Origin of the sequence: Actinomadura oligospora ATCC 43269, from assembly GCF_000518265.1 — a bacterium.
GTDB classification, from domain to species: domain Bacteria; phylum Actinomycetota; class Actinomycetes; order Streptosporangiales; family Streptosporangiaceae; genus Spirillospora; species Spirillospora oligospora.
In genome coordinates this window covers 246,091-268,159 of sequence record NZ_JADG01000004.1, presented here as the reverse complement: position 1 = coordinate 268,159, position 22,069 = coordinate 246,091, and the positions used below count along the sequence as shown (strand labels likewise).

Here is a 22,069-nt window from a genome sequence, read left to right as displayed (position 1 = left end):
ATCCCGATCTCGACGCCTCCAAGGCGCGTGAACACCGTTCTTCCAGGAGCCCCCATGCCCGACCGCGCCGGACCGCTGGTCTTCCAGCAGTTCTATCTCGAGTGCCTCTCCCACGCGTCCTACCTCGTCGGCGACCGCGCCTCCGGGCGGGCGGTCGTGGTCGACCCGCAGCGGGACGTCAACGAGTACGTCGCCGCCGCCGAGCGGCACGGCCTGACCATCGAGCGGGTCGTCGAGACCCACGTCCACGCGGACTTCCTCTCCGGCCACCTGGAGCTGGCCGAGCGCACCGGGGCCCGCATCTCCTACGGATCGTCCGCCGAGCTCGACTTCGACGTGGACCCCCTGGCCGACGGGGAGCACCTCGGCCTCGGCGAGGTGGACCTGGAGATCCTGCACACCCCGGGCCACACGCCCGAGTCGATCTGCGTCGTCGTCCGCGAACGCGCCGGGGACGCCGTCCCCTACGGGGTCCTCACCGGCGACACGCTGTTCATCGGCGACGTCGGACGCCCCGACCTGCTCAGCTCCCGGGGACGGTCCGCCGGGGAGATGGCGCGCGCCCTCTACCGGTCGACCCGCGCCCTGCTCACCCTCCCGGACGCGACGCGCGTCTACCCCGCCCACGGAGCCGGTTCGTCCTGTGGCAAGAACCTCTCGGCAGACCGGAGCTCCTCCATCGGCGAGCAGCGCCGCGTCAACTACGCGCTGGCGGACATGAGCGAGGACGAGTTCGTCTCCGCCGTGATCGAGGCCCAGCCCGCCGTGCCCGCCTACTTCGCGTTCACCTCCGTGCGCAACCGGCAGTCCCGGGCCGTCCTGGACGAGGACGCGCCCGTCGCGTCCCTCACGCTCGACGCCCTGCTGAAGGCCGCCCGGGAGGACGGCGCGACCGTCCTCGACACCCGGGACCCCGAGTCGTTCGCGTCCGGCCACCTGCCGGGAGCGGTCAACGTCCCCCTGGGCGGACGGTTCGCCGAGTGGGCGGGCGTGGTGCTGGAGGCGCACGACGAGATCGTCCTCTGCGGCGACCCGTCCGCCGCGCGCGAGGCCCGCAACCGCCTGGCCCGCATCGGCTTCGACCGCGTCCTGGGAGCCCTGGCCACGCCGGTCGACGCGGTCGAGGCCGCGCACCTGAGCGTCGGCGGTCGCGTGGAGGCCGACGTCCTCGCGGACCGGCTCGCCGGGGCGGCGGACGACATCGCGCTGGTGGACGTGCGCGGCGTGGGCGAGGTGCGGGACGGCGGGACCATCCCCGGCGCCTGCCACATCCCGCTGCCCGAGCTGCTCACCCGCCTGGACGAGCTGCCCGCCGACCGTCCACTGACCGTGTTCTGCGCCGGGGGCAACCGCTCGTCGGTGGCCGTCTCGGTCCTGCGGGCCCGCGGGTTCGAGGCCGTCGACCTGCGGGGCGGCTTCTCCGCCTGGCATGGCGAAGTGGCGCGTCCCGCTGGCGCCGCCGGTGGACCCGCGGCGTGAGCGTCCTCGTCCTCGCCCTGCTCTGCGGGGCCGTGGTCGGCGTGGCGCTCGGCGGGCTCGGCGGCGGCGGGGGAGTGCTCGCCGTCCCGGCCCTGGTCTACCTGCTCGGCGTCACGCCCGCCGACGCCGGGACGACCAGCCTGGCCATCGTCACCGCCACGTCCGTCACCGCGCTCGTCCGGCATTCCGGGAGCGGCACCATCGAATGGCCCACCGGCCTGCTGTTCGCCGCGACCGGCGTGGTCCCGGCCATCGGCGCGTCGGTGCTCACCCACCGGATCCCGCAGGACGTGCTGACCAGCGCGTTCGCCGCTCTGGCGGCGGTCGCGGCCGTGGTGATGCTGCGCGGCGCCCGGGCGGCGCGCCCCGCCCGCCCCGCCGCCGCGCCCGCTTCCGGCGATGCCGCGGGCGTCGTCGTCTCCGGTGTCTCCTGGACCGGGGCCAGGACCGCGACCGCGCCCCGGCCCGCCGGAGGGACGATCCTCGCCGAACGGGCCGAGGACGGCCGTCCGGCCGTGCCCGACGCCCCCCGCCGCGCCGCCGTCGGCGGCTGTGACGTCGGCGACGCCGACCCGGCCCCCGCGCGCGAGGACGAGCGGACGGCACCTATGCGAGGGGATGGGCGGCTGCGCACCGCCGCGGCCGGGGCCGGACTGGGGGCGGTGACGGGGCTGCTGGGGGTCGGCGGCGGCTTCCTGGTCGTCCCCGCGCTGGTCTCGGTGCTCCGCCTGCCGATGCGGAAGGCGGTCTGCACCAGCCTCGTGGTCATCCTCGTCAACTCGGTGGTGTCCCTCTCCACCCGCCTCGCGGTCGGGGGCGACGCCCTCGACTTCGCGATCTTCGTCCCGTTCGTGGGCGCGGCCGTCCTCGGGGCGTGGGAGGGCAAGCGGCTGGCGGCCGGGCTCTCGGGCGCCGCCCTGCAGCGGACGTTCGCCGTCCTGCTGCTCGCGGTGGCGGCGTTCATGCTGGTCGGCGTCCTCGCCTGACGGCCCTGAGGACGAGGGCCGGGGTTCGCGACGTCCCCCCGGGGGCCGTACATTTACGCCGTGTCCCGTACCGCCTTTCGGTCCCGCGAGCCCAGGAGGGTGTCGTGAGCTTCCAGCGTGGCCCCCGTCCGCTCGTCCGGTCCGCGGGCCGGCCGCTGTGGGCGCAGCTTCGCGCCGACCTGCTGCGCCGCCTGGAGGAGGGCGAGTTCCACGACGTCTTCCCCGGCGAGCACGACCTGGTCGCCGAGTACCAGGTCAGCAGGCACACCGTCCGCGAGTCGCTCCGGCAGCTCCGGGCCGAGGGCCTGGTGACCGCCCAGCGCGGCAGGGTGTCCAGGTTCACCACGGGCCGCCCGCTGGAGCAGCCGGTCGGCGGGGCGTACAGCCTCTTCCGCTCCGTAGAGGAGGTCGGGGCCGTCCAGCGCAGCGTCGTCCGCGTCCTCGACCGGCGCGCCGACGGCGTCATCGCCGTCCGCATGGGCCTGGAGGAGTCCACACCGCTGATCTACCTCGAACGCCTCCGCCTGGCCGACGAGGAGCCGCTCGCCGTCGACCGGGTCTGGCTGCCCGAGGACGTCGCCGGGCCGCTCCTGGACGTCGACTTCACCCGCACCTCGCTCTACGACGAGCTCGAACGCCACTGCGGGACGCGCATCGGCAGCGGATGGGAACGCATCCGGGCCGTCGTGCCCGGCCCGTCCGAACGCCTCCTGCTCGACTGCCCGCCGACGACCGCGCTGTTCGCGATCGACCGGCTCGGACGCGACGCCGACAGGCGTCTCATCGAGTGGCGGCAGACCCTCGTCCGCGCGGACCGCTGGGCCGTCGCCGCCTCGTTCTCCAACAGCGACTACCGACTGGGCGCCCCGGCCCCCGCACTCTGACCCAGCCCGGACGACGCCCGCATCGCGCCGCGGGTTCGGACCACGCCGGGTCGGATTGATCACGTTTACGAGCGCCAACCCCGCACCACCGCGCCCGCATCTCACCCGGCACAGCGCGTCCACGAAGGCCGCGCACGGGGCACTGGAGCGGGGACCCATGCGGACGATCGTGATGACCGCGATGACGGCGGCGACGCTGGCGCTCGGCCTGACCGCCTGCGGCGGCGACGGCGACGGCGACGCCGGGGCCGGGGCCGCCCCGCCGTCCGCGGGCCAGGACGGCCAGCGGTCCAGGTCGGCGTGGGGACGGCTGCGCTACGTGGCGCCGGGCAAGTTCAGCGTGGGCGACGTCGTCTTCTCCACGTCCGGCGACACCGTCCTGTTCGTCGCCGGGGGACAGTGCCCGGACGGCTCCGCCCCGCCCAACGCCGGCAGGTGCTCCGTCAACGGCATCGACGACTGGGCGCGGGCGTCGCCGCACAACGTCAGCGTGCGCTTCTCCGGCCGGTCCGCCACCTTCATCCAGGAGATCCGGTGACGCCCGGCGGCCCGTCCGTGCCCCTCCAACTCGGACGGGCCGCCAGGCCCGGGACCGAGGTCAGGCGGGGACGATGTAGACGTGGCTCATCGCCGAGCGGTGCTTGGAGGCGGAGCCGCGCCGGTCGGGGAGGCCGACCGCCGTGCCCTGCACCGCGCCGGTCTGGCCGCGCAGCCAGTCCACCCGCACATAGGCGTTGAAGACCGGGCCGCAGCCCGCCGCCTTCGAGACCTTGAAGTGCGGGGTGTACAGCGGCACCACGGCGTGGTGCACCCAGTACGGGATCGTCCTGGTGACGCTCTTCGTCGCGTCCGTGTGGCAGATCTTCGTGCCCTTCGCGTTCCACTGGTTCACGATCAACGTGAACCGCGCGGTCGACGAACCGTTCTTGTCGCACTTGGCGCCGCGCTGGCACACCTGGTAGTCCACGTCGCCGAAGGCGCTGAGCTCGCGGAGCCCGGCGGGCGCGACGGTCTTCGGCATCGCGGGCTGCCAGATCGTCCGGTGGGTCCGGTTCACCGGCAGGTCGCCGTAGGGAATGTCGTATTCGAGGGCCTTTCCGTTCGCCGCGTTCGCGACCGAGGTGTCGGCGAACCGCAGCGAACCGCCCACGATCTTCACCGAGGACCTCTGCTTGTACAGCGAGGCGACCCGCGCGTACGTCGTGCACTGGGCCGTCGCCGCGACGCCCGGGTGCAGCAGGAATTTGGTGACGATCCAGGCGTCCTCCCACTGCGGGGCCTTTCCGGTGCCCGCGTAGAGGTTCTGGCCCATCACCAGGTTCTTGCTGCCGCCCGGCCAGGAGCAGCGCACCTCGTTGTCCACCATCGTCCGGACGGTCGCCGCGTTCGCGCGCAGCGCCGAGACCACGTACGCGGTCTGCTTCGCCGTCATCGCCAGCCGCACGGTGCCGAGTGCCACGACATTGTGGTCGATGCCTGATTTCGGTGGCGGCGGGCCCGTGATCCGCTGCGCCTTGAACGTCGCCGACGGCGCGGAGGCCGCCGACGGTGAGACGTTCGAGGACGTGGCCGTGGAAACGGCCAAGGTGACCAAACAGGCCAATGCGCCGCAGATCGCTACGACGATCGCTATTCGCTTCATGAGAGCACCCCTTGTGTCGGGGGGTGAGCCTAGGCCCCGCTATCCGCCCATGTAGCCGATTTGGGAATTGTGGTGCCGGTCGGGCGAGGCCTTCGGGGCGGACGCGTCATCCATGGGCGGAAGCGGATCGTCGCTTGAGCTAAGGCTGGCTTCCGGGCGGGCATCGAGCGAAGGTGACCCGGCCTGCGCGGGGACGACCCCGCGCGGCCGACCGAACGGCACACCGGTGCCGGATGGAGGGAAGTGAGAATGTCCAAGGACTTCGCGGACCTGAACGACCTGCCCGTCGACTCGATCGACGTTCTTCCTGCCGACGGTGTCGAGCGGCTCGACATCGGCCACGGCATGACCGAGATGGCCGCCTCCTGCGGTCACCGTGAGGTGGGCTTCCCGCACTGCGGAAGCTGCCGTGCCCCGTACGACGGCGAGCACGACGAGTCCTGATCCACGGGCAGGGCCGGGTTCGCCCGGCCCTGCCGCCCAGCCGGCAGCGGGGGACGCACAGTGACATCGCCGCAGGTGACGGACGGGGTCTTCGGCGTCCGGGTGGCCGGGCTCGCCTTCGACCGGGTGCGGGAACTGCGATGCCGCCGCACCTGGGCACTGGTGGACGAGCTGCTGGCCCTGGACACCCGCACTACCGCCGAGGGCACGGCGCTGTCCGACGCGCTGTACGAGCTGATCGGCCGCGACCGGCGGCCCGAGCTCAAGCCGCTGCTGGTGGCCCTCCGCCGCGCGATCCACGCCGGCCGGCGTCTCGACCGCCTGGACGCCGCGCTGGCCGCCCTCCCCGACGATCTCGCCGAGCGCGTCGCCGCCTGGCGCGGACGGCGGGCCCGGCGCGCCGCCCTCATCGCGGCCCTGCCGGACGTCCTGGCCACCGAACTGGCCGACAGGACCACGGCCCTGCGCGACCTGGCCGCCGACCCGGCCTTCCAGCACGGCCTGCTGCTGTCCAGCCCCACGCTGTCCGAGCATCTGTCCGGCTGGCTCGCCGACCCGGCCGCGCATCCGGGCCGTCCCGCCGTGATCCGGCTGGCCAAGTACCTGGCCAGAGCCGCTGCCAAGACCAGCCCCTTCGCCACCTTCACCGTCAGCGGCCTTGGCCGCTGGACGCCCGACGGCCCGGCCGTGTCGCCTCCGCAACACCTGAACCCGATCCTCGTGACCGAACTCCACCGCGCGCCGGTCGAGCGCATGTGGGACCTGCTGGCACGGCGTCCGGAGACGCGCCACGCGGTGCGGGTCCGCATCAACACCGGTCTCACCGAGCAGGACGGACGGCTGTGCTTCCTGGGCGCGGGCGCGCACGAACCGCTGAACAGCGTGCCGTCCGAACCGTCCGTCCGCGCCCTGCTCACCCGGGTGCGGAAACTGCCGCACCCCACCCTCGCCCGCGTGGACGAACTGACCGGCTCACCGCAGGCGACCGACCGCCTGGTGTCGATCGGCCTCCTCGAACGGCGTCCGCCGTTCACCGACCAGTCACCCGACCCACTCGGCGACCTGATCGCCTGGCTGCACGCGTCCCACCCCACCCGCCCAATCGACAAACCCCCCACGCTGCGCGCGCTGGAGGAGTTGCATCGCCTGGCCCGCGCTCCCGAAGGGCCGACGCGGCATGCGACCGAGGTCACCGAGCGCCGTGAGGCCATCGTCCGCATGGGTGAACTGATCGACGGCGTCCTGGGCCACCAGGGACGGCCGCCCGACAAGACCCTGTGCCTGGACACCGCGATCACCGCCGACGACCTCGCCCTCCTGAGCGCCAAGGCATGGCGGCCGGTGCTGGACGACCTCCAGACGCTCCGCCGCCTGTGCGGGGTGTTCGACTCCGGCCTGCCGATCAAGCTGGCCGCCGCCGACTTCTTCGTGCGCCATTTCGACGGGCCCGTGCCGTTCCTGCGCCTGTACCGGGCGGCGCACACCTCGTCCGACCAGCTGCGGGCACTGCTCCACCACGCCCCGGGGCGGCCGTCTCCCTGGACGGCGCATCCCGCGGCGCTTCGCCGTCAGGCGTGGCGGACGCTCTATGGCCGTCCGCAGAACGGCGAAGGCGTGATCGTCGTCGACCACGAGCTGATCGGGAAACTGACGGCGGACTGGCCGGTCCAGATCCGCCCGCCGACGTCCCTCTGCTGCTACGGCCAGGCCGTCGCCGCTCCCGGCGGACCCGAGTTCGTCCTCAACGCCGTCTACTCCGGCCATGGACGCCACACCGGCCGCATCCGGCATCTCCTCGGCCGCAGCGGCGTCGCAAGACCCGACGGCCCGTTCTCTCCGGTCCTCGAGTGCCGAGCCGGTTTCGGGACGAACCTCAACCTGCGTCCCGCCGCGTCGTCCACCGGCCTGGACTACCCCTTCACGACCACCGACGCCCGGCTCGGCCTGACCGACCTGTGGGTCGCCTACGACGCGTCCACCGAACGGCTGACCCTGTCCGACCAGGACGGCCACCAGATGCGGCCCGTCCACACAGGGATGAGCAGCGAGCTGCTGCTTCCGCCCGCCTGGACGTTCCTGATCCAGGTCTTCGGCGAGCCGCCGGTCGCCATGTCACCAGCGCCCTGGCCGGACGCGCGGACCGAACCCGTGCACCGCCGACCACGCCTGCAACTGGGCCGGGTCGTCCTGGCCCGCGCCGCCTGGCGGCTCCCCGCCGGGGCCTTCCCCATACCGGCCAAGGGCGAGAACGAGGCCGCCTACCTGCCACGCCTGGCCCGCTGGCTGAACGAGCATCGGCTACCGCGCCGCTTCTTCGCCCGCCTGGCCCCCCGAAGCCCCGGCGAACCGGTCGGCCGCAAGAGCCGCAAGCCCCTGTACGTCGACGTGACCGACCACCTCCAGCTGCTCTCCCTGATCCGCTCCCTCCGGGGAACCGACGACCTGCTCGTCCTGGAGGAAGCGCTGCCCGACCCCGCCGACGCCCCGGACCACGGCCCGCACGGTTCCCGCGTGACCGAGTACGTCTTCGAGGTCGGCCAGGACCACCCGTGACAGCCTCCAGAACACAGCCGACACGACCGGCACGGCCGCGCGACGGCGTGGACGCGGGCTGGATCAGCGTCCACCTCTTTCACGCCGGTGACCTGGACGAACTCATCACCGACCTGGTCGCCCCACTCCTCGCCGACCTCGCCGCCGACATCGACGGCCTGTTCTTCCTGCGCTACTGGGAGGGCGGCCCGCACCTGCGCCTGCGCCTGCGTCCCCGCCACTCCCATCACGCCGACCGGCTCCGGCGCATCGTCGAGGCCCGGGCACGCGACCACCTGGACGTGCATCCGTCCGTTCGCCGCCTGACCGCCCACGACTACCGCGCCCATGCCGCGCACCAGGCAAGCCGCGAACGCCTACCCAAATACGACAGCCGACTTCACGCGAACGACAGCGTCGAGTCCATCGCCTACCGCCCCGAACACCACGCCTACGGAAACGCCGCCTGCATGGCCGCGTTCGAATCCCACTTCACCGCGTCCAGCCGCCTCGCAATGGACGTCCTCGCCACCCGTCCCACCCAAGGGCAACGTGCCGCGCTCTGCCTGGCCGCCATCACCATCAGCCTCGCCGCCAGCGCCCTGCGCCCCGGCGACCTCCCGGCCGTCAGCCTGCCCCCGGCCGTCCGCGACCTCTTCGACCAGCGCCGCGACGATCTCCTCCACCAGACCCGGCTGCTGTGGACGACCCGTCCCGGCGGGACGCTCGCCACCTGGTCCGAATCCGTCCACACCCTGCGACGCGCCCTGGCACGCAACCGGTACGCACCGGACGACCCCGCGTCCCCGCTGAGCTTCCTGGCCGAGGCCGTACCTCCTCACCAGCGCCACGTCGCCGAAGCCCTCCTGCGCTGCACCCACCTGCTCTCCAACAGGCTCGGGCTCGGCTCCACGGCCGAACACCGCCTGGCACTGCTAGCCGCCCACGCCCTGTCCGTCCTGCACGAAGCCGGAGATCTGCCATGACAGCCACACCCGCCACCGAGCCGCACCCCACCGAGCAGCAGCCTGCCGAGCCGCAGCCCACAGCAGCCGACGCCGAGCAGTGGCATGCCGCGCACATCTACTACTACGAGCGCGACAAGACCGCCCTGCTCCTGGACGCCGTCCGCCCCCTGATCCACGACCTGCGCGCGGCGGCCCCGGACGCCTACGTCCTCCGACACTGGCGCCAAGGCCCCCACCTGCGGCTCAACATCCGCACCGACCCGCGCACCTGGACGACCACCGTCCAGCCCGCCATCGAGCGGACCATCGGCGACTACCTGGCCGCGCACCCCTCCACGGCCCGTCCCGACCGGCTCGCGGCGCTGGCCCAGCACCGCTTCCTGGCCCAGCGCGAGGAGGAACGGGGACCGCTCACGCCCTGGTTCCCCGACAACAGCATCCAGTACGTCCCCTTTGACGACCGACGCCACGTGCTGAACGACCCCGAGTCGGTCGAGCTGCTCACCGACTTCTACGTGGACGGCACTCCGCTGCTGTTCGACGCCCTTGAGCACGTCCGCTCCGGCCACGACGGCGCCGAAGCGGTCGGCCTGGGCCTGATGCTGGCCACCTCGATCACCGCACTGCCGCCGATCACCAGCAGCTTCGTCTCCTACCGCTCCCACGCCGAGGGCTTCATCGCCCAGTGCGCCGACCCCGACGCGACCCGGGCCCGTTTCGACGCCCACTACCGAGCCCACCGAGCCCGGCTCACCGAACGCGTCCGCGCGGTGGAGGCCACCCTCGACGGCGACACGGATGTCCCGGTGCCTTTCGTCGCAGAATGGGCCGACCTCATCGCCACCTTTTGCGACCGCGCCACCCCGCTGATCGCCCAGGGCAAACTCATCCAGCCACCCGCTTACGACGCTGACAAGAGCGCGCAGTGGCCGTCCGAATTCCATCGGATGATGTTCGGCAACCGCGCCTACCATCGCGCCGCCTTCGAGAACCCCGCCTTCAGCCGTTATCGACTACTCATCAACTACACCTATCTCCACATCAACCGGCTCGGCCTCACTCCGCCCGAGCGCTTCCGCCTGTGTCACCTCGCGGCCAACGCCGTCGAGGACGTCCACCGGCTCGACGCCGTCGACCTCGTCCGCCGTTTCACCCTCGCCCATCCCAACGAGGACTGAGTGCGCTCAGGCGGACGGGCCCGAGGGGGCGGGGAGCAGGGCGGGGAGCAGGGGGCGGACGAGCAGCGCGGCTTCTTCCCCCGTCGGGTCGGGCCCCTCAGGACCGGAGGCGAAGAAAAGGAGGAATCCCTGCTGGAAGGTGGCGCCGATGAGGAGCGCGGCGATGGAGGCGGTGTCGGCCTCGGGACGGACCCGGCCCCGGTGGATCTCGGCGTCCAGGTAGCGGGCCACGGCGGTGACGGGTTCCCTGGGCCCGGCGTTGTACTTGCTCAGCGACTCGCGGGTGGCGGCCAGGACCCGGGGCTGGGCGAGCATTCCGGCCATCATCGGGAAGGCCTTGCGGTAGAAGCGCAGACCGCCCCGGACGGTGGCGGTCAGGTTGTCCTGGACGGTGTCCTCGCCGGGTTCGAGGCGGTGGGTGAACGGGGGCATGCGTTCGCGCAGGACGCTCAGCATGAGCTCTTCCTTGTCCCGGAAGTGCTTGTAGAGGAGCGCCTCGGAGCAGCCCGCCAGGCGGGCGATCTCCTTGGTGGTGGCCTCGGCGAGTCCGCGGGTGCGCATGATCTCGGCGAGGGCGTCGAGCAGGCGCTCGCGAGCGGTGGTCATTCGGCCGGGCCCCCTTGACAGGTGAGTGAACGCTTACCCACACTCTAGAGGTGAGTGAGTATTTACTAACCCCTTTCGGGAGGGATGATCGATGAAGCTCACGATCTTCGGGGCGACCGGCGGCATCGGGACGGCCGCGTGCCGCGAGGCGATCAGGCGCGGATACGAGGTCACCGCGGTCGTCCGGGACGCCGGACGGCTGGCGGAGGACGTGCGTGAGGGCGCGGAGGTCCTGGTCGCGGACGTGATGGACCCGGCCGCGGTCGAGTCCGCCGTCGAGGGACGGGACGCGGTCCTGTCGTGCCTCGGCACCCGGGACGGACGCGCCGCGACCACCGTCCACACGCGGAGCGCCACGTCCATCATCGAGGGCATGCGCGCCGCGGGGACCCGGCGACTGCTCACCGTCAGCGCGGCGGCGCCCTACCCCGACCCCGGCGACGGGTTCGTCGGCGGGCGCATCGTCAAGCCGCTGGTCACCAAGATCCTCGAGAGGCCGTTCGAGGACCTCGTCCGCGCCGACACCCTGATCGAGAACGCGGACGGCATCGACTGGACGCTCGTCCGGCCGCCGATGCTCCAGGACGGCCCGCCCACCGGCACCTGCCGCCTGGGCCTCGACCTGGCCCCGGTCAAGGCCCGGAGGATCCGGCGCGCGGACGTCGCGGCGGCCATGCTCGACCTGGCCGGTGACCCGAAGGCGATCGGACACGTCGCCTGGGTCGCGTCCTGAACCGCCGGGTCACGCCGTGAAACACCAGGTCAACCGGCGTCCTGGTCCCGCTAGAGGACGTCGCGGCGCCGGTGGCTCAGGGACGGCAGGGTCTCGCGGACCCTGGCCGTGAGGCCCGGGTCCAGGTCCAGGACGCGGACGGACGGGAACGGGCCCAGGTCGGTGACGACGGTGCCCATCGGGTCGATCAGCCGGCTCCGGCCGACGCCGCCGGGCAGCCCGCGCGGGGGGCGGGTGCGGTCCGGGGCCTTGCCGACGGCGACGACCCAGGTGGTGTTCTCGATGGCCCGCGCGCGGACGAGGGTCGTCCAGTGCTCTTCCTTGAAGACGCCCTGGCCCCAGGCGGCGGGGATGACGAGGATGTCGGCGCCCTGGTCCACCAGCGCGCGGGCCAGCTCGGGGAAGCGGACGTCATAGCAGGTGATGACGCCCAGGCGGTGCCCGGCCAGGTCGAGGACGACCGGCCGGTCACCGGGCGCGACGCGCTCGGACTCGTGATCGCCGAAGGCGTCGAAGAGGTGCAGCTTGCGGTAGGAGCCGACCAGCTCGCCGTCGGACGAGACCCCGATGACGGTGTTGAACACCCGGTCGGTCCCGGACGGCTCGAACGCGCCGATGACGACGTTCACGCCGTGGTCGCGGGCGGCCTCGCGGACGGCCGTGACCCACGGGCCGTCCAGGGGCTCGACGGCGGCGGCGAGGTCGTTGCCGAAGCGGAGGAACGACGCCTCCGGGAACACCGCGAGGTCGCAGCCGCCCGGCGTTCCGGCGGCCTCGGCCAGCGCCGCCAGGACGCGGTCCAGGTTCTCCTTGGGGTCGTCGCCGACCTCGATCTGACACAGAGCCACGCGCATGCCCTCATTCTGCCCCTTCGACGCGCGGACACGACAGGTGGCGTCCAACCGTCGAATCCCGAGAACAGCCTTTGCCGGTTCGTGGGATGCCCCAGTGAATCCGGGCGGTACCAAATGGGGGTGAACGACTTCTCACGTCGAATGGCCCTGCGCTCCGGGCTGGCCACGGGGGGCCTCGGCCTCGCCGCGCTGGTTCCGGCGGTGAGCGCCTCCGGCTCCGGCCGTTTGGCTCCTGCCGCGCATCCCGACACATCCACTGGCACCCATACCCTCACCCCGGCTCAGGCATGGAGAAGGCTCGCGCGGGGGAACCACGCGTGGGCCACCGGAGCCCGCACGTGCCCGGACGAGGACCTGCCACTTCGGCACGAGCTCGCTCACGAGCAGCACCCGTTCGCCGTGGTCGTGTCCTGCATCGACTCGCGGGTGCCGCCGGAGACGGTGTTCGACCAGGGCCTCGGCTCCATGTTCGTCGTGCGGACCGGGGCGCAGACCGTCGACGGGCTGGTCACCGGTTCCATCGAGTACGGGCCGGTCGAGCACGCCACTCCGCTCATCGTGGTCATGGGCCACCAGCGGTGCGGGGCGGTGAAGGCGACCGTGGAGTCGATCGAGCACCACCATCCCCTGCCGCCCCACCTGAACGCCGTCGTGGACTCGATCAGGCCCGCCTACGAACGGGCCCGCCGCCACGGCGGTGACGTCGTCGACCGGACCATCCGGATCCAGACGCTGCGCACGGTCGCCGCGCTGGCCGTCGATCCGGTGCTGGTTCCGAAGATCGACAAAGGCGTCCTCGGCCTCGTGGCCGCCTACTACAGCCTCGACACCGGCCGGGTGTCGGTCCTGCGGACTGTCGGCATGAGACCGTCCTGACGGCGCGACCGGATCGCGACCGGACGGTCACCGGAGCCCGAGCGCGTCCTTCCAGATCGGGACGGACGGCGCGACCGGCGACGGCCCGTCCGAGATCTCGTCGTCCCAGACCCGCGCGACCGGCTTCGAGGGCTCATAGCGGGCCCAGCCGGGGTCGCCGCCCGCGGCGAAGGACGTCCATGCAGTCCGGATCGCGTCCGACAGCGCCGCGAACCCGTCCGGTGCGGGCGAGCCGAGGTGACGGGCGGCGAACCGCGAGTCCGGGAGGCCGAACACGAACGGCACGTCGATCGAGTGCCGGTTCAGGCCCTCGGGGTTGCGCCAGGCGAAGTCGAACAGCCACGTGCGCCCACCGGCCGCCGCGTGCGCCTCGGCCGTCAGCGTGGTCGGCATCCGGAACATCGCGTCCGACAGCAGCTCAACAGCCAACTCGACGTCACTGAGCTGCGGATACGCGGCCCGATACGCCTTCGCGCCGCCCGCGCCGACCTTCGTCGCGCCCGCGACCATCTCGGGGTTCAGCTCCGGCGGCACCGGTGACGGCAGGAACGCGCGGGCCTCCTCGTGGACGAACCCGCAGACCAGGTCGACCTCGGCGGCGTCCGCGATCCGCGACCACGGCGGGCCGGTGACCAGATCGCCGTCCACGACCGGCGCGAAGGCCGTGACGGGCCGCTTCACCGGATCGACAGGCGCGTCCTGGACGGCGAGGACGGCCTCCGGCGACAGCGCCGCGAACCCCTCCCACGTCGGCTCGACCCCGGCCGCGTCCGCGATGATCCCCGTGATCTCGGACGCCACGGACGTGTCGTGATACCCGTCCGGAACGCTGTGCGCGATGCCCCGCCGGAACAGTCCCCGGGCCTCGGGAACGCTCGCCAGCAGCACGATCGAGGCGGCCCCGGCGGACTGCCCGAACGCCGTGACCTGGTCCGGGTCTCCGCCGAACGCGGCGATGTTGCGCCGCACCCATTCCAGCGCGGCGATCTGGTCGCGCAGGCCGCGGTTGTCCGGGACGCCGGGCAGGTGGCCGAAACCCTCGAACCCCGTCCGGTAGTCGAACGTCACGACGACCACGCCCGCGCGCGCGATCCGCGCCGCGTCGTAGTGCGGCATGGGACTCGCGCCGATCCGCCACGCCCCGCCGTAGAACCAGACCATCACGGGCAACCCGGAACCGCCGAGGTCGGGCGTCCAGACGTTGACGTTGAGGCAGTCGAGGCCGTCCCCGGGACGCCAGATCGGGGGCGCGCCCGGAGCCGCCGCGCGCTGCGGCGGGGGAGTGCCGAACCGCGTCGCGTCCCGAACGCCGTCCCACGCCCCGGCCGGGACGGGCGGCCGGAACCGCCGCTCGCCCTCCGGCGGCGCCGCGTACGGGACGCCCAGGAAGATCGCCAGCCCGTCGGCCCCGGTTCCGCGCACCGCACCCCGGTCGGTCCGCGCCAGCACGTCGTCCGTCACGCCCCCCGACGCTACCCGGCCCGCCGCCCGCGCCGCGCGCTGACCGCTTCATGACAACTTCACCCCGATGTCCCGGTCCCGGCGAAGATCGCCGATACGCTGACCCGGCTTCCACCCCGGGGAGGACCACATGCCACGCCACACCGCGCCCTTGGCCGCCGCCGCGACCGCCACGGCCGCCGCCGCGCTGACCCTGGCCCTGGCCGCCCCGGCGACAGCCGCCACCCCCTCGAAAGCGGCTCTTCCGACCGTCGGTCCCTGGCAGGCGACCGGATCGTCGCTGGTCAGCAGCCTGTTCCAGAACCAGGGGCTCGCGACGGTCCGCGCGTTCGGCGGCGACCACCTCTGGTACACCGGCAACGTCGTCGCGCCGGACGCGCAGCTCAAGGGCTGGAACCACGTCGGCGACCCGGACTTCTCCAGCGGCTACGTCGTCGAGCCGTACCAGTCGGGAACGGCGTCCCCGACGTCCAAGATGTTCCGTGTGTACGACACGGCGAACGGGTTCCGGTCGTCCGACTTCGTGCACAAGCTCGTCCCGGGGGAGGCGATGAACAACTCGTTCGCCGCCGTCAGCCGGGACGGCCAGTGGCTCGTCTCCGGCGAGTGGGGTGTCCAGAACCGCCTGCTCATCACCCCGATGCCCAAGGTGAACAAGGCCGCCGACGACCCCGCGAACGACCTTCCGCTGACCGGACGCGTCGTCCTCGACAAGCCCGTCCGCGACGTGCAGGGGTGCGTCTTCACCACCGCGACGCGCCTGGTCTGCTCGTCCGACGACGGCTACGGCACCGTCGACGGCGTCGTCCGCCCGCTGCTCCAGATCGACCTGGCGAACGCCCCCGACGGCCAGGACGTCGCAGGTCATGTCACCGCGCTCGGCCCGCTCCCCATGGAGAGCGCCTGCAAGGCCGACGGGCAGCCCGCCTTCGAGACCGAGGGCCTCGACTACGACACGGCCACGGGCGTCCTGCGGGTCGAGGTCGTCCAGCCCGGTCTGTGCATCCCGCTGACGACCGTCTGGGAGTTCAAGGCCGTACCGCAAGCCGTACGGTAAAGGGCGTGACGGACCAACTCCGCGAAGCCCCCCAAATAACGCGCGTCCCCACATCGAGGACACGCCTGCGGCGGTGGTCGCGCCGGACGCTCCTGACCCTGGTGACCCTCTGGGGCCTGGTCACGGCGGCGTCCATGGTGGTCGTCCTCTCCACACGGGAACGCGCCGCCGTCCCGGACGGTCTGTCCTACGTGCAGGCCGGGGACGTCCGGACGCGGTACCGCGAATGGGGGAGTGGCGGGAGCGGAAGCCCGGTCGTCCTGGTGCACGGCGCGTTCGAGTCCGCCGACGCCTGGACCCCGACCGCCGAGATCCTCGGACGCACCCACCACGTCTTCGCGATCGACCTCACCGGCAACGGCTACAGCCAGCGCGAACCGCCCTACAACGCCGCGCACATGGCCGACCAGCTGACCGCGTTCATCGCCGCGATGCGCCTCGCCAAGCCGGTGGTCGTCGGGCACTCCAGCGGCGCGGCGGTCGTCGCCGAGGCCGCGCTCCGCCGCCCGGACGCGATCGGCGGCCTCATGCTCCTCGACGGGGACGCGCTGCTCACCGGCGCCGGGCAGAAGAGCCCCGTTTCGTACGTCCTCCTCGACCCCTACCGGACGGCCGCCCTGCGCCTGGGCGTCCGCTCCGACTGGCTCGTCCGCACCGCCTACGCGCGCGCGTGCGGACCCCGCTGCCCGCGCCTCGACAAGCAAGGCGTCGACCAATGGCGGCGTCCGTTCATGATCCCGGGTGCCGAGAAGGCCGTCTGGGCGATGCTCCGAGAGGGCGTCGTCGGCATCCCGACGTCGCGCCTCGCCCAGCTCCGCACCGTGAACATGCCGAAATCCGTGGTCTTCGGCGCGGACGACTTCGTGTTCAGCAAGTCCACACCCGCCGAGACCGCCGCCCGCATCGGCGCCCCCGCCCCCACCCTCATCCCGCACGCCCAGCACATGGCCTTCGTCTCCGACCCCGCCGCCGTCGCCACCACGATCGACACGCTCTCCAAGACCCGCTGAGCCCACCAAAGCCACCATCGCCCGCGAAAGCGTCGCCGGTTAGAGTTTCGGGGTGACTGAGCCACTGGTCCGCCGGATGCGTGAGTTCGGCGAGACGATCTTCGCGGAGATGTCGGCGCTGGCGGTCCGGACCGGCGCGATCAACCTGGGACAGGGCTTCCCGGACGAGTCGGGCCCCGCCGCGATGCTCCGGCACGCGGCCGACGCCATCCTCGCCGGGGACAACCAGTACCCGCCCGGACCGGGCGTCCCCGAGCTGCGGGACGCCGTCGCCGAGCAGCGCCGGGCCCGGTACGGCCTCGACTACGACCCGGCGACCGAGGTGTTCGTGACCGTCGGCGCGACCGAGGGCATCGCCGCCGCGCTGCTCGGTCTCGCCGAGCCCGGCGACGAGGTGATCGTCTTCGAGCCGTACTACGACTCCTACGCGGCGATGATCGCGATGGCCGGGGCCGTCCGCCGGACGGTCACGCTCCGCCCCGAGCACGGCCGGTTCACCTTCGACCCGGACGAGCTGCGCGCCGCCGTCACCCCGCGCACCAGGCTGATCATGGTGAACTCGCCGCACAACCCGACCGGGACGGTGTTCACCCGCGCCGAGCTGGAGCAGATCGCGGCGGTCTGCCGCGAGCACGACCTCGTCGCGATCACCGACGAGGTGTACGAGTACCTGACCTTCGACGACGTCGAGCACATCAGCCTCGCCACCCTTCCCGGGATGCGCGAGCGGACGGTCGTGATCTCCTCCACCGGCAAGACGTTCTCGGTGACCGGCTGGAAGACCGGCTGGGTGTGCGCGCCCGCGCCGTTCGTCAACGCCGTCCGGACGGTCGCGCAGTTCGTCACCTTCACCGCGAGCGCCCCCTACCAGCGCGCGACCGCGTACGCGCTGCGCGAGGAGACCGCGTGGGTGGAGAACCTGCGCAAGTCGCTGCAGGCCAAGCGCGACCGCCTGATCAGCGGCCTGGAGGCCGCCGGGTTCGCGACGCTCCGCCCGCAGGGCACCTACTTCGTGCAGGCCGACATCCGCCCGCTCGGGTTCACCGACGGTCTCGAACTCGCCCGCGCGCTCCCCGAACGCGCCGGGGTCGTCGCGATCCCGACGCAGGTGTTCTACGACCACGCCGAGGCGGGGGCGCATTTCGTCCGCTTCGCGTTCTGCAAGCGCGAGGACGTCATCGACGACGCCGTGGAACGCCTCCACCGCCTCGCCCGCTGACCTCCCTCACCTTCCGACGAGGCCCCGGACGCTCCTGAGGCGTCCGGGGCCGTCGTGTCTCTTGATCTTCGCCGATTGCGCATTTACGCTCGGGATGCTTGAGAAACGCTCACTATCGAGCATTCCTGTGAGGTGTCCGTGCCGCGTGAGTCCCGACGCAGCCGTCCTGTAACCCGCCGCAGAAGAAGCACCGCGGCCGTCGCCGCCGCCGCGCTCGCGGTGCCGCTGACCGCCGCCGTCACCCCGTCCGCCCAAGCCGACCCCGCCACGCCGACGCCCGCCACGGTCCGCCAGGACGCCCGGACGGTCGCCGTCGCCACCCGCGACTACGAGATCGACATCGACCGGAGCCCGTTCGCGATCACGACCCGCCGCGCCGGGAAGACCGTCCTCGCGACCGCCGCGTCCGGCGCGTTCGACCTGACCCGCGCGGACGGCACGCACATCACGCCGACCGACGTCCGCAGCGCGACCTGGACGGACGGCACGCTGAACCTGGCCGTCGCGACGTCCGACCCCGCCGCGACCCTGACCGTGAAGATCACCCCGGACGCCGACCGGTACCGGATCCAGACCGGCGTCACCGGCGCGGCCGCCACCGCGTCCGCGCTGCGCCTGGACATGGCGTCCGGCGGCCACTGGTACGGCCACGGCGAGGCCAAGTCCGACGCCGAGGGCGAGCCCGACACCCGCCAGCCCTGGCCCCTGGACGCCGCGACCGGCAAGGAGCAGGTCAACGACACCACGTTCGGCCCGGCGTCCTACCTGATGACCGAGCCGTTCTGGTTCACCGCGACGTCCGCCGGGCTCTACGTGAAGACCGGCAACCTCATGCGCGTGTCCCTCGGACGCGTCCACGAGGGCGTCGCCGACTTCGAGGTCACCGACACCTCCAGCCTGGACGCGACGGTCTTCGTCGAGCGCACCCCGCGCGCCGTCTACCAGGACTACGTCGGCATCGCCGGGAAGCCGCGGACCATCGGCGCGACGCCCGCGCAGTTCGAGAAGCCGCTCTGGAACTCGTGGGCGCAGTTCTACTCCACGGTCGACCAGCGGGGCTTCCTCGACTACGCGCGCTCCCTGCACGACGCGGGCGTCCTCGGGCACACCATGCAGCTGGACGACGGCTGGATGACGCACTACGGCGACTACACGTGGAACTCCAAGTTCCCCGACCCCAAGGGCATGTCCGACCAGATCCACGCCATGGGCTACGACTTCGGCGTCTGGATCACCCAGTGGATCAACCTGGACGCCGACAACTACCAGGTCGCCAAGGACAGGGGCTACCTCCTCAAGTCCAAGCAGGACTCGTCCCAGCCCTGCACGGTCACCTGGTGGAACGGCAAGGCCGGGCTCATCGACCTCGGCAACCCCGACGCCTACAAGTGGTACGAGGGCCAGCTGAAGAAGCTGCAGGCCGACTACGGCGTGGACGGCTTCAAGTTCGACACGAAGTTCTTCGACGAGCGGTGCGCCGCGTCCAACGGACTCGACGCCGCCGCCTACCGCAGGCTCGGCGCGGAACTCGCCCAGCAGTTCGACCTCCAGGGCGCGGGCATCCGCGTGCACTGGACGGGCGCGCAGAAGTACGGCTTCGTCACCCGCACCGTCGACAAGGGCACCGACTGGGCCTCGCTCAACGCCGCCGTCAAGCAGAACCTCGCCGTCTCGGTCATCGGCTACCCGTTCGTCGCGACCGACATGATCGGCGGCTCGGACAGCATGCCGCCGCCCTCGGACGAGGTCCTGGTCCGCTGGGCGCAGGCCGCCGCCCTCATGCCGATCGAGTACTCCTCCACGTCCCCGCTGAAGGTGTACGACTTCGTGAACAAGAAGTGGGTGACCTACCCGCCCGAGGTCGCCGCCGCCTACGCCGCCGCGACCCGGCTGCACGCCAGGCTCGCCCCGTACATCCGCGACCAGGCCGACCGCGCCGTCCGGACGGGCGAGCCCATCATGAAGCCGCTGTTCTTCCAGCACCCGGACGACGCGAAGTCCTACACCGTCGCCGACGAGTGGCTGCTCGGCGACGCGCTGCTCGCCGCGCCCGTCCTCGCGTCCGGGACGAGCCGCGACGTCCACCTGCCGCCCGGCACCTGGTACGACGTTGTCCGCCACCGCGCCGTCAAGGGCGGTGACCTGCGCGGTTACAAGGCCGACCTCGGCACCGTGCCGATGTTCGTCCGGCTGGGGACCCCCGACACGCCCCGCCTGCTCAAGATCCTCAAGTAGAGCGGACGGGCAGCCCGGTCCACGTGGACGCCGCCGAGGCGACCGCGTGGGCCGTGGTGTCGGTGTACCGGTCCGAGAACGAGACCGGGGTCCCGTACGCGCTCAGCGACCGTTGCGCCGACTTCGCGTACGCGCCGGAAAGGCCGCCGATGAGCTGCTCCGGCGCGTCCACGCTCAGTGCGAGGATGTGTGAGCCGCTCACCCCGCGCCGCATGTCCGGCGTGACGACGCGGATGCCGGTGACCCGCCCCCACGGCACGGTCGTGCCCCAGCCCGCGACGGTCACCCCTTCCTCGGACAGCCTCACCATCGGGTCGTGCCTCCGCGCGCGCACGATGATCCACAGAAGCATCGCCAGGATGACCCCCGCGCCCGTCTCGCACACCACGATCGTGGACGTGTGGGCGCCGATCCCCGCCATCAGCGCGCCCACGAGCGCCAGCACCAGGGCGATCCCGCCGAACCGGACGATCACCCGCCCCAGCACGATCCTCACGTCCAGCCGCTCGCCCCACCCCGGCCGCACGGACACCGGTGCGACGCTCTCCGGCGCGGCCTCGTTCATCGTGATGATCCGGCTGAACGCGATCACCTGCCCGCGCGCCCATGCGAACAACGCCAGCACGAACGGGAGGGTGATCACGGTCGTGACCAGCGGCAACGTCACGCCGTTCACCACGTCCGTCGAGCGGAGCAGCCCGAGCGCCACCCCGAGGACGACCATGAAGACGATGATCACGATCCACATCCGCCGCCGGACCCGCCCGAGGCTCATCCGCGCGTAGTGGACCGCGATCCAGTTCGCCTCGGCCTCGCTCGACCGCCCCGTCCTGATGATCTCCTCGCGGAGGAACGGGGCGAGTGAACGCCAGCGTGCGCGCAGCTCAGAAGCCTGATCGGACACGAGGAACTCCAGGGGTCGTCGGGAGCCGGTCCCCGTCCGGCGCGGAATTACATCACATCCGCCCAACCGGGGCGAGCCGGGCGTGACGCCCGTCACGGCACGTGCCGACCCCAAGTCCCTGAGTGGCCACGCGACGCAGTAACCTTCGTGCCGTGCCCGACCTGACCATTCCCGAGCCCCAGTTCCCCGACGACGACGGCAGCGCCGACCCGCGCCTGCGGGACGCGCTCGCCTCCTACGCCGCCGGACGGGCGGGCGGGCACGTGGTCCTCGAAGCACTCGCGGGCAAGCGCCTGCTCGTCCCCATCGTGGCCGTCCTCACCGAGGAGGAGGACGTCGCCCCCGGCGAGCTGCGCCGCGAGAAGAACAGCGAGATGGCCCTGCCCACCCTCATGGGCGAGGACGGCCGCCGCGGCGTCCTCGGGTTCACCTCCACCGAGTCCATGGCCGCGTGGCGCGCCGACGCCCGGCCCGTCGCGGTCAGCGCCCAGCAGGCCGCGTCCGCCGCGCTCGACGAGGGCGCGCACGCCCTGGTCGTGGACGTCGCGGGCCCCGTCCCGTTCGCCGTCGACGGCCTCCGCCTGCACCTGCTCGCCGAGGGACGCCCCGTCCCGCCCCCGCACGAGGACCCCGAGGTCCTCGCCGCGATCGACGCCGCGTTCGGCGCGGAACCGGGCGTCCAGGGCGTCCGCGTGGGCCGGGGCGAGCAGGCCGAACTGGCCGTCCGCTTCGCGGTCGCCCCGGACCACGACGAGCGCGCCACCGTCCAGCGCGTCTCCGACCGCCTCGCCGAGGCCCTGCGCGGACGCGTCGTCGGCGGCGTCGAGCTGAGCCTCTTCCGCCGCTAGGGCGTGTCTCGAAGTCGGCGCCCGTGGCGAGCGGCGTCCGGGTGCGTGCATCGTGGGGGCGGAGGAGGGAGTCGGCCCGGGTTTGGCCGTCGACCGACGACAACCCCGCGAGGTGCGTGCCTGGGCGTCGCGCAGTAGGGCAGGTGGCTTTGA

21 protein-coding genes are annotated in these 22,069 nt (G+C 72.5%); 16 read left to right on the top strand and 5 right to left on the bottom strand.

Annotation, left to right across the window (positions count from 1 at the left end; translation table 11 throughout):
- Positions 1 to 54 precede the first annotated feature (54 nt).
- The 4 genes from P696_RS43555 to P696_RS0105760 all read left to right on the top strand — a co-directional run bounded on the left by P696_RS43555 (position 55) and on the right by P696_RS0105760 (position 3,887).
- Positions 55 to 1,479: an MBL fold metallo-hydrolase gene (locus P696_RS43555; protein WP_342668997.1), complete on the top strand. Its 1,425-nt coding sequence runs from the start codon at positions 55 to 57 to the stop codon at positions 1,477 to 1,479.
- Positions 1,476 to 2,465, top strand: coding sequence for a sulfite exporter TauE/SafE family protein (locus P696_RS0105770; RefSeq protein WP_026411575.1), 990 nt, complete (start codon positions 1,476 to 1,478; stop codon positions 2,463 to 2,465). Before P696_RS43555 ends, P696_RS0105770 begins: the two co-directional genes overlap by 4 nt.
- Positions 2,466 to 2,569: 104 nt before the next feature.
- On the top strand, positions 2,570 to 3,349 hold the full coding sequence (locus P696_RS0105765) for a GntR family transcriptional regulator (protein WP_026411574.1): 780 nt from the start codon (positions 2,570 to 2,572) through the stop codon (positions 3,347 to 3,349).
- Between the two features lie 157 nt (positions 3,350 to 3,506).
- Positions 3,507 to 3,887, top strand: coding sequence for a hypothetical protein (locus tag P696_RS0105760; protein WP_026411573.1), 381 nt, complete (start codon positions 3,507 to 3,509; stop codon positions 3,885 to 3,887).
- Between the two features lie 60 nt (positions 3,888 to 3,947).
- Here P696_RS0105760 and P696_RS0105755 read toward each other — a convergent pair whose 3' ends face one another.
- Positions 3,948 to 4,808 (bottom strand): hypothetical protein, encoded by an 861-nt coding sequence (locus P696_RS0105755; protein WP_026411572.1) that lies wholly within the window; start codon positions 4,806 to 4,808, stop codon positions 3,948 to 3,950.
- Between the two features lie 13 nt (positions 4,809 to 4,821).
- Here P696_RS0105755 and P696_RS0105750 point away from each other — a divergent pair, with 13 nt between their 5' ends.
- From P696_RS0105750 to P696_RS0105730, 5 genes are all read left to right on the top strand, one after another.
- A complete protein-coding gene (locus P696_RS0105750; protein WP_026411571.1) occupies positions 4,822 to 5,046 on the top strand; it encodes a hypothetical protein in 225 nt (74 codons plus the stop codon).
- A 194-nt stretch (positions 5,047 to 5,240) separates the two neighbouring features.
- Positions 5,241 to 5,435, top strand: coding sequence for a thiomuracin/GE37468 family thiazolyl RiPP peptide (locus P696_RS0105745; RefSeq protein WP_026411570.1), 195 nt, complete (start codon positions 5,241 to 5,243; stop codon positions 5,433 to 5,435).
- A gap of 75 nt (positions 5,436 to 5,510) precedes the next feature.
- Positions 5,511 to 7,988 (top strand): lantibiotic dehydratase, encoded by a 2,478-nt coding sequence (locus tag P696_RS0105740; protein ID WP_026411569.1) that lies wholly within the window; start codon positions 5,511 to 5,513, stop codon positions 7,986 to 7,988.
- Positions 7,985 to 8,953, top strand: coding sequence for a lantibiotic dehydratase C-terminal domain-containing protein (locus P696_RS52090; protein WP_157429535.1), 969 nt, complete (start codon positions 7,985 to 7,987; stop codon positions 8,951 to 8,953). Before P696_RS0105740 ends, P696_RS52090 begins: the two co-directional genes overlap by 4 nt.
- Complete coding sequence (locus P696_RS0105730; RefSeq protein WP_026411568.1) at positions 8,950 to 10,113, top strand: thiopeptide maturation pyridine synthase; 1,164 nt, start codon at positions 8,950 to 8,952, stop codon at positions 10,111 to 10,113. The genes P696_RS52090 and P696_RS0105730 overlap by 4 nt, the downstream gene beginning before the upstream one ends.
- A gap of 6 nt (positions 10,114 to 10,119) precedes the next feature.
- Here P696_RS0105730 and P696_RS43545 read toward each other — a convergent pair whose 3' ends face one another.
- Positions 10,120 to 10,719 (bottom strand): TetR/AcrR family transcriptional regulator, encoded by a 600-nt coding sequence (locus P696_RS43545; protein WP_034483325.1) that lies wholly within the window; start codon positions 10,717 to 10,719, stop codon positions 10,120 to 10,122.
- Between the two features lie 91 nt (positions 10,720 to 10,810).
- Between P696_RS43545 and P696_RS0105720 the strand changes: the two genes are divergently transcribed.
- Positions 10,811 to 11,452 (top strand): NAD(P)-dependent oxidoreductase, encoded by a 642-nt coding sequence (locus P696_RS0105720; protein WP_026411567.1) that lies wholly within the window; start codon positions 10,811 to 10,813, stop codon positions 11,450 to 11,452.
- A 50-nt stretch (positions 11,453 to 11,502) separates the two neighbouring features.
- Here the strand turns inward: P696_RS0105720 and P696_RS0105715 are convergent, their stop codons facing one another.
- Positions 11,503 to 12,306 carry a carbon-nitrogen hydrolase family protein gene (locus P696_RS0105715; protein WP_026411566.1) on the bottom strand — a complete coding sequence of 268 codons (804 nt, stop codon included), beginning with the start codon at positions 12,304 to 12,306 and terminating at the stop codon, positions 11,503 to 11,505.
- Positions 12,307 to 12,426: 120 nt separating this feature from the next.
- On the opposite strand from P696_RS0105715, the gene P696_RS0105710 reads away from it, so the two are divergent.
- Positions 12,427 to 13,182 carry a carbonic anhydrase gene (locus tag P696_RS0105710; protein ID WP_026411565.1) on the top strand — a complete coding sequence of 252 codons (756 nt, stop codon included), beginning with the start codon at positions 12,427 to 12,429 and terminating at the stop codon, positions 13,180 to 13,182.
- 27 nt (positions 13,183 to 13,209) lie between these two features.
- On the opposite strand, the gene P696_RS43540 is transcribed toward P696_RS0105710, so the two are convergent.
- Positions 13,210 to 14,643, bottom strand: coding sequence for a carboxylesterase/lipase family protein (locus P696_RS43540; RefSeq protein WP_051466921.1), 1,434 nt, complete (start codon positions 14,641 to 14,643; stop codon positions 13,210 to 13,212).
- Positions 14,644 to 14,773: 130 nt separating this feature from the next.
- On the opposite strand from P696_RS43540, the gene P696_RS0105700 reads away from it, so the two are divergent.
- From P696_RS0105700 to P696_RS0105685, 4 genes are all read left to right on the top strand, one after another.
- Positions 14,774 to 15,700 carry a hypothetical protein gene (locus tag P696_RS0105700; protein WP_026411564.1) on the top strand — a complete coding sequence of 309 codons (927 nt, stop codon included), beginning with the start codon at positions 14,774 to 14,776 and terminating at the stop codon, positions 15,698 to 15,700.
- A gap of 5 nt (positions 15,701 to 15,705) precedes the next feature.
- A complete protein-coding gene (locus P696_RS52085; RefSeq protein WP_157429534.1) occupies positions 15,706 to 16,710 on the top strand; it encodes an alpha/beta fold hydrolase in 1,005 nt (334 codons plus the stop codon).
- A 52-nt stretch (positions 16,711 to 16,762) separates the two neighbouring features.
- On the top strand, positions 16,763 to 17,929 hold the full coding sequence (locus P696_RS0105690; protein ID WP_026411562.1) for a pyridoxal phosphate-dependent aminotransferase: 1,167 nt from the start codon (positions 16,763 to 16,765) through the stop codon (positions 17,927 to 17,929).
- 138 nt (positions 17,930 to 18,067) lie between these two features.
- Entirely contained in the window at positions 18,068 to 20,164 is a 2,097-nt protein-coding gene (locus tag P696_RS0105685; protein WP_034483659.1) for a glycoside hydrolase family 31 protein, read from the top strand.
- Here the strand turns inward: P696_RS0105685 and P696_RS0105680 are convergent.
- Entirely contained in the window at positions 20,157 to 21,068 is a 912-nt protein-coding gene (locus P696_RS0105680) for a hypothetical protein (RefSeq protein WP_026411560.1), read from the bottom strand. The genes P696_RS0105685 and P696_RS0105680 overlap by 8 nt on opposite strands.
- A gap of 152 nt (positions 21,069 to 21,220) precedes the next feature.
- Here P696_RS0105680 and P696_RS0105675 point away from each other — a divergent pair, with 152 nt between their 5' ends.
- The gene (locus P696_RS0105675) at positions 21,221 to 21,916 is read left to right on the top strand and encodes an SseB family protein (protein WP_026411559.1); all 696 of its coding nucleotides are present in this window, start codon (positions 21,221 to 21,223) and stop codon (positions 21,914 to 21,916) included.
- Positions 21,917 to 22,069 lie beyond the last annotated feature (153 nt).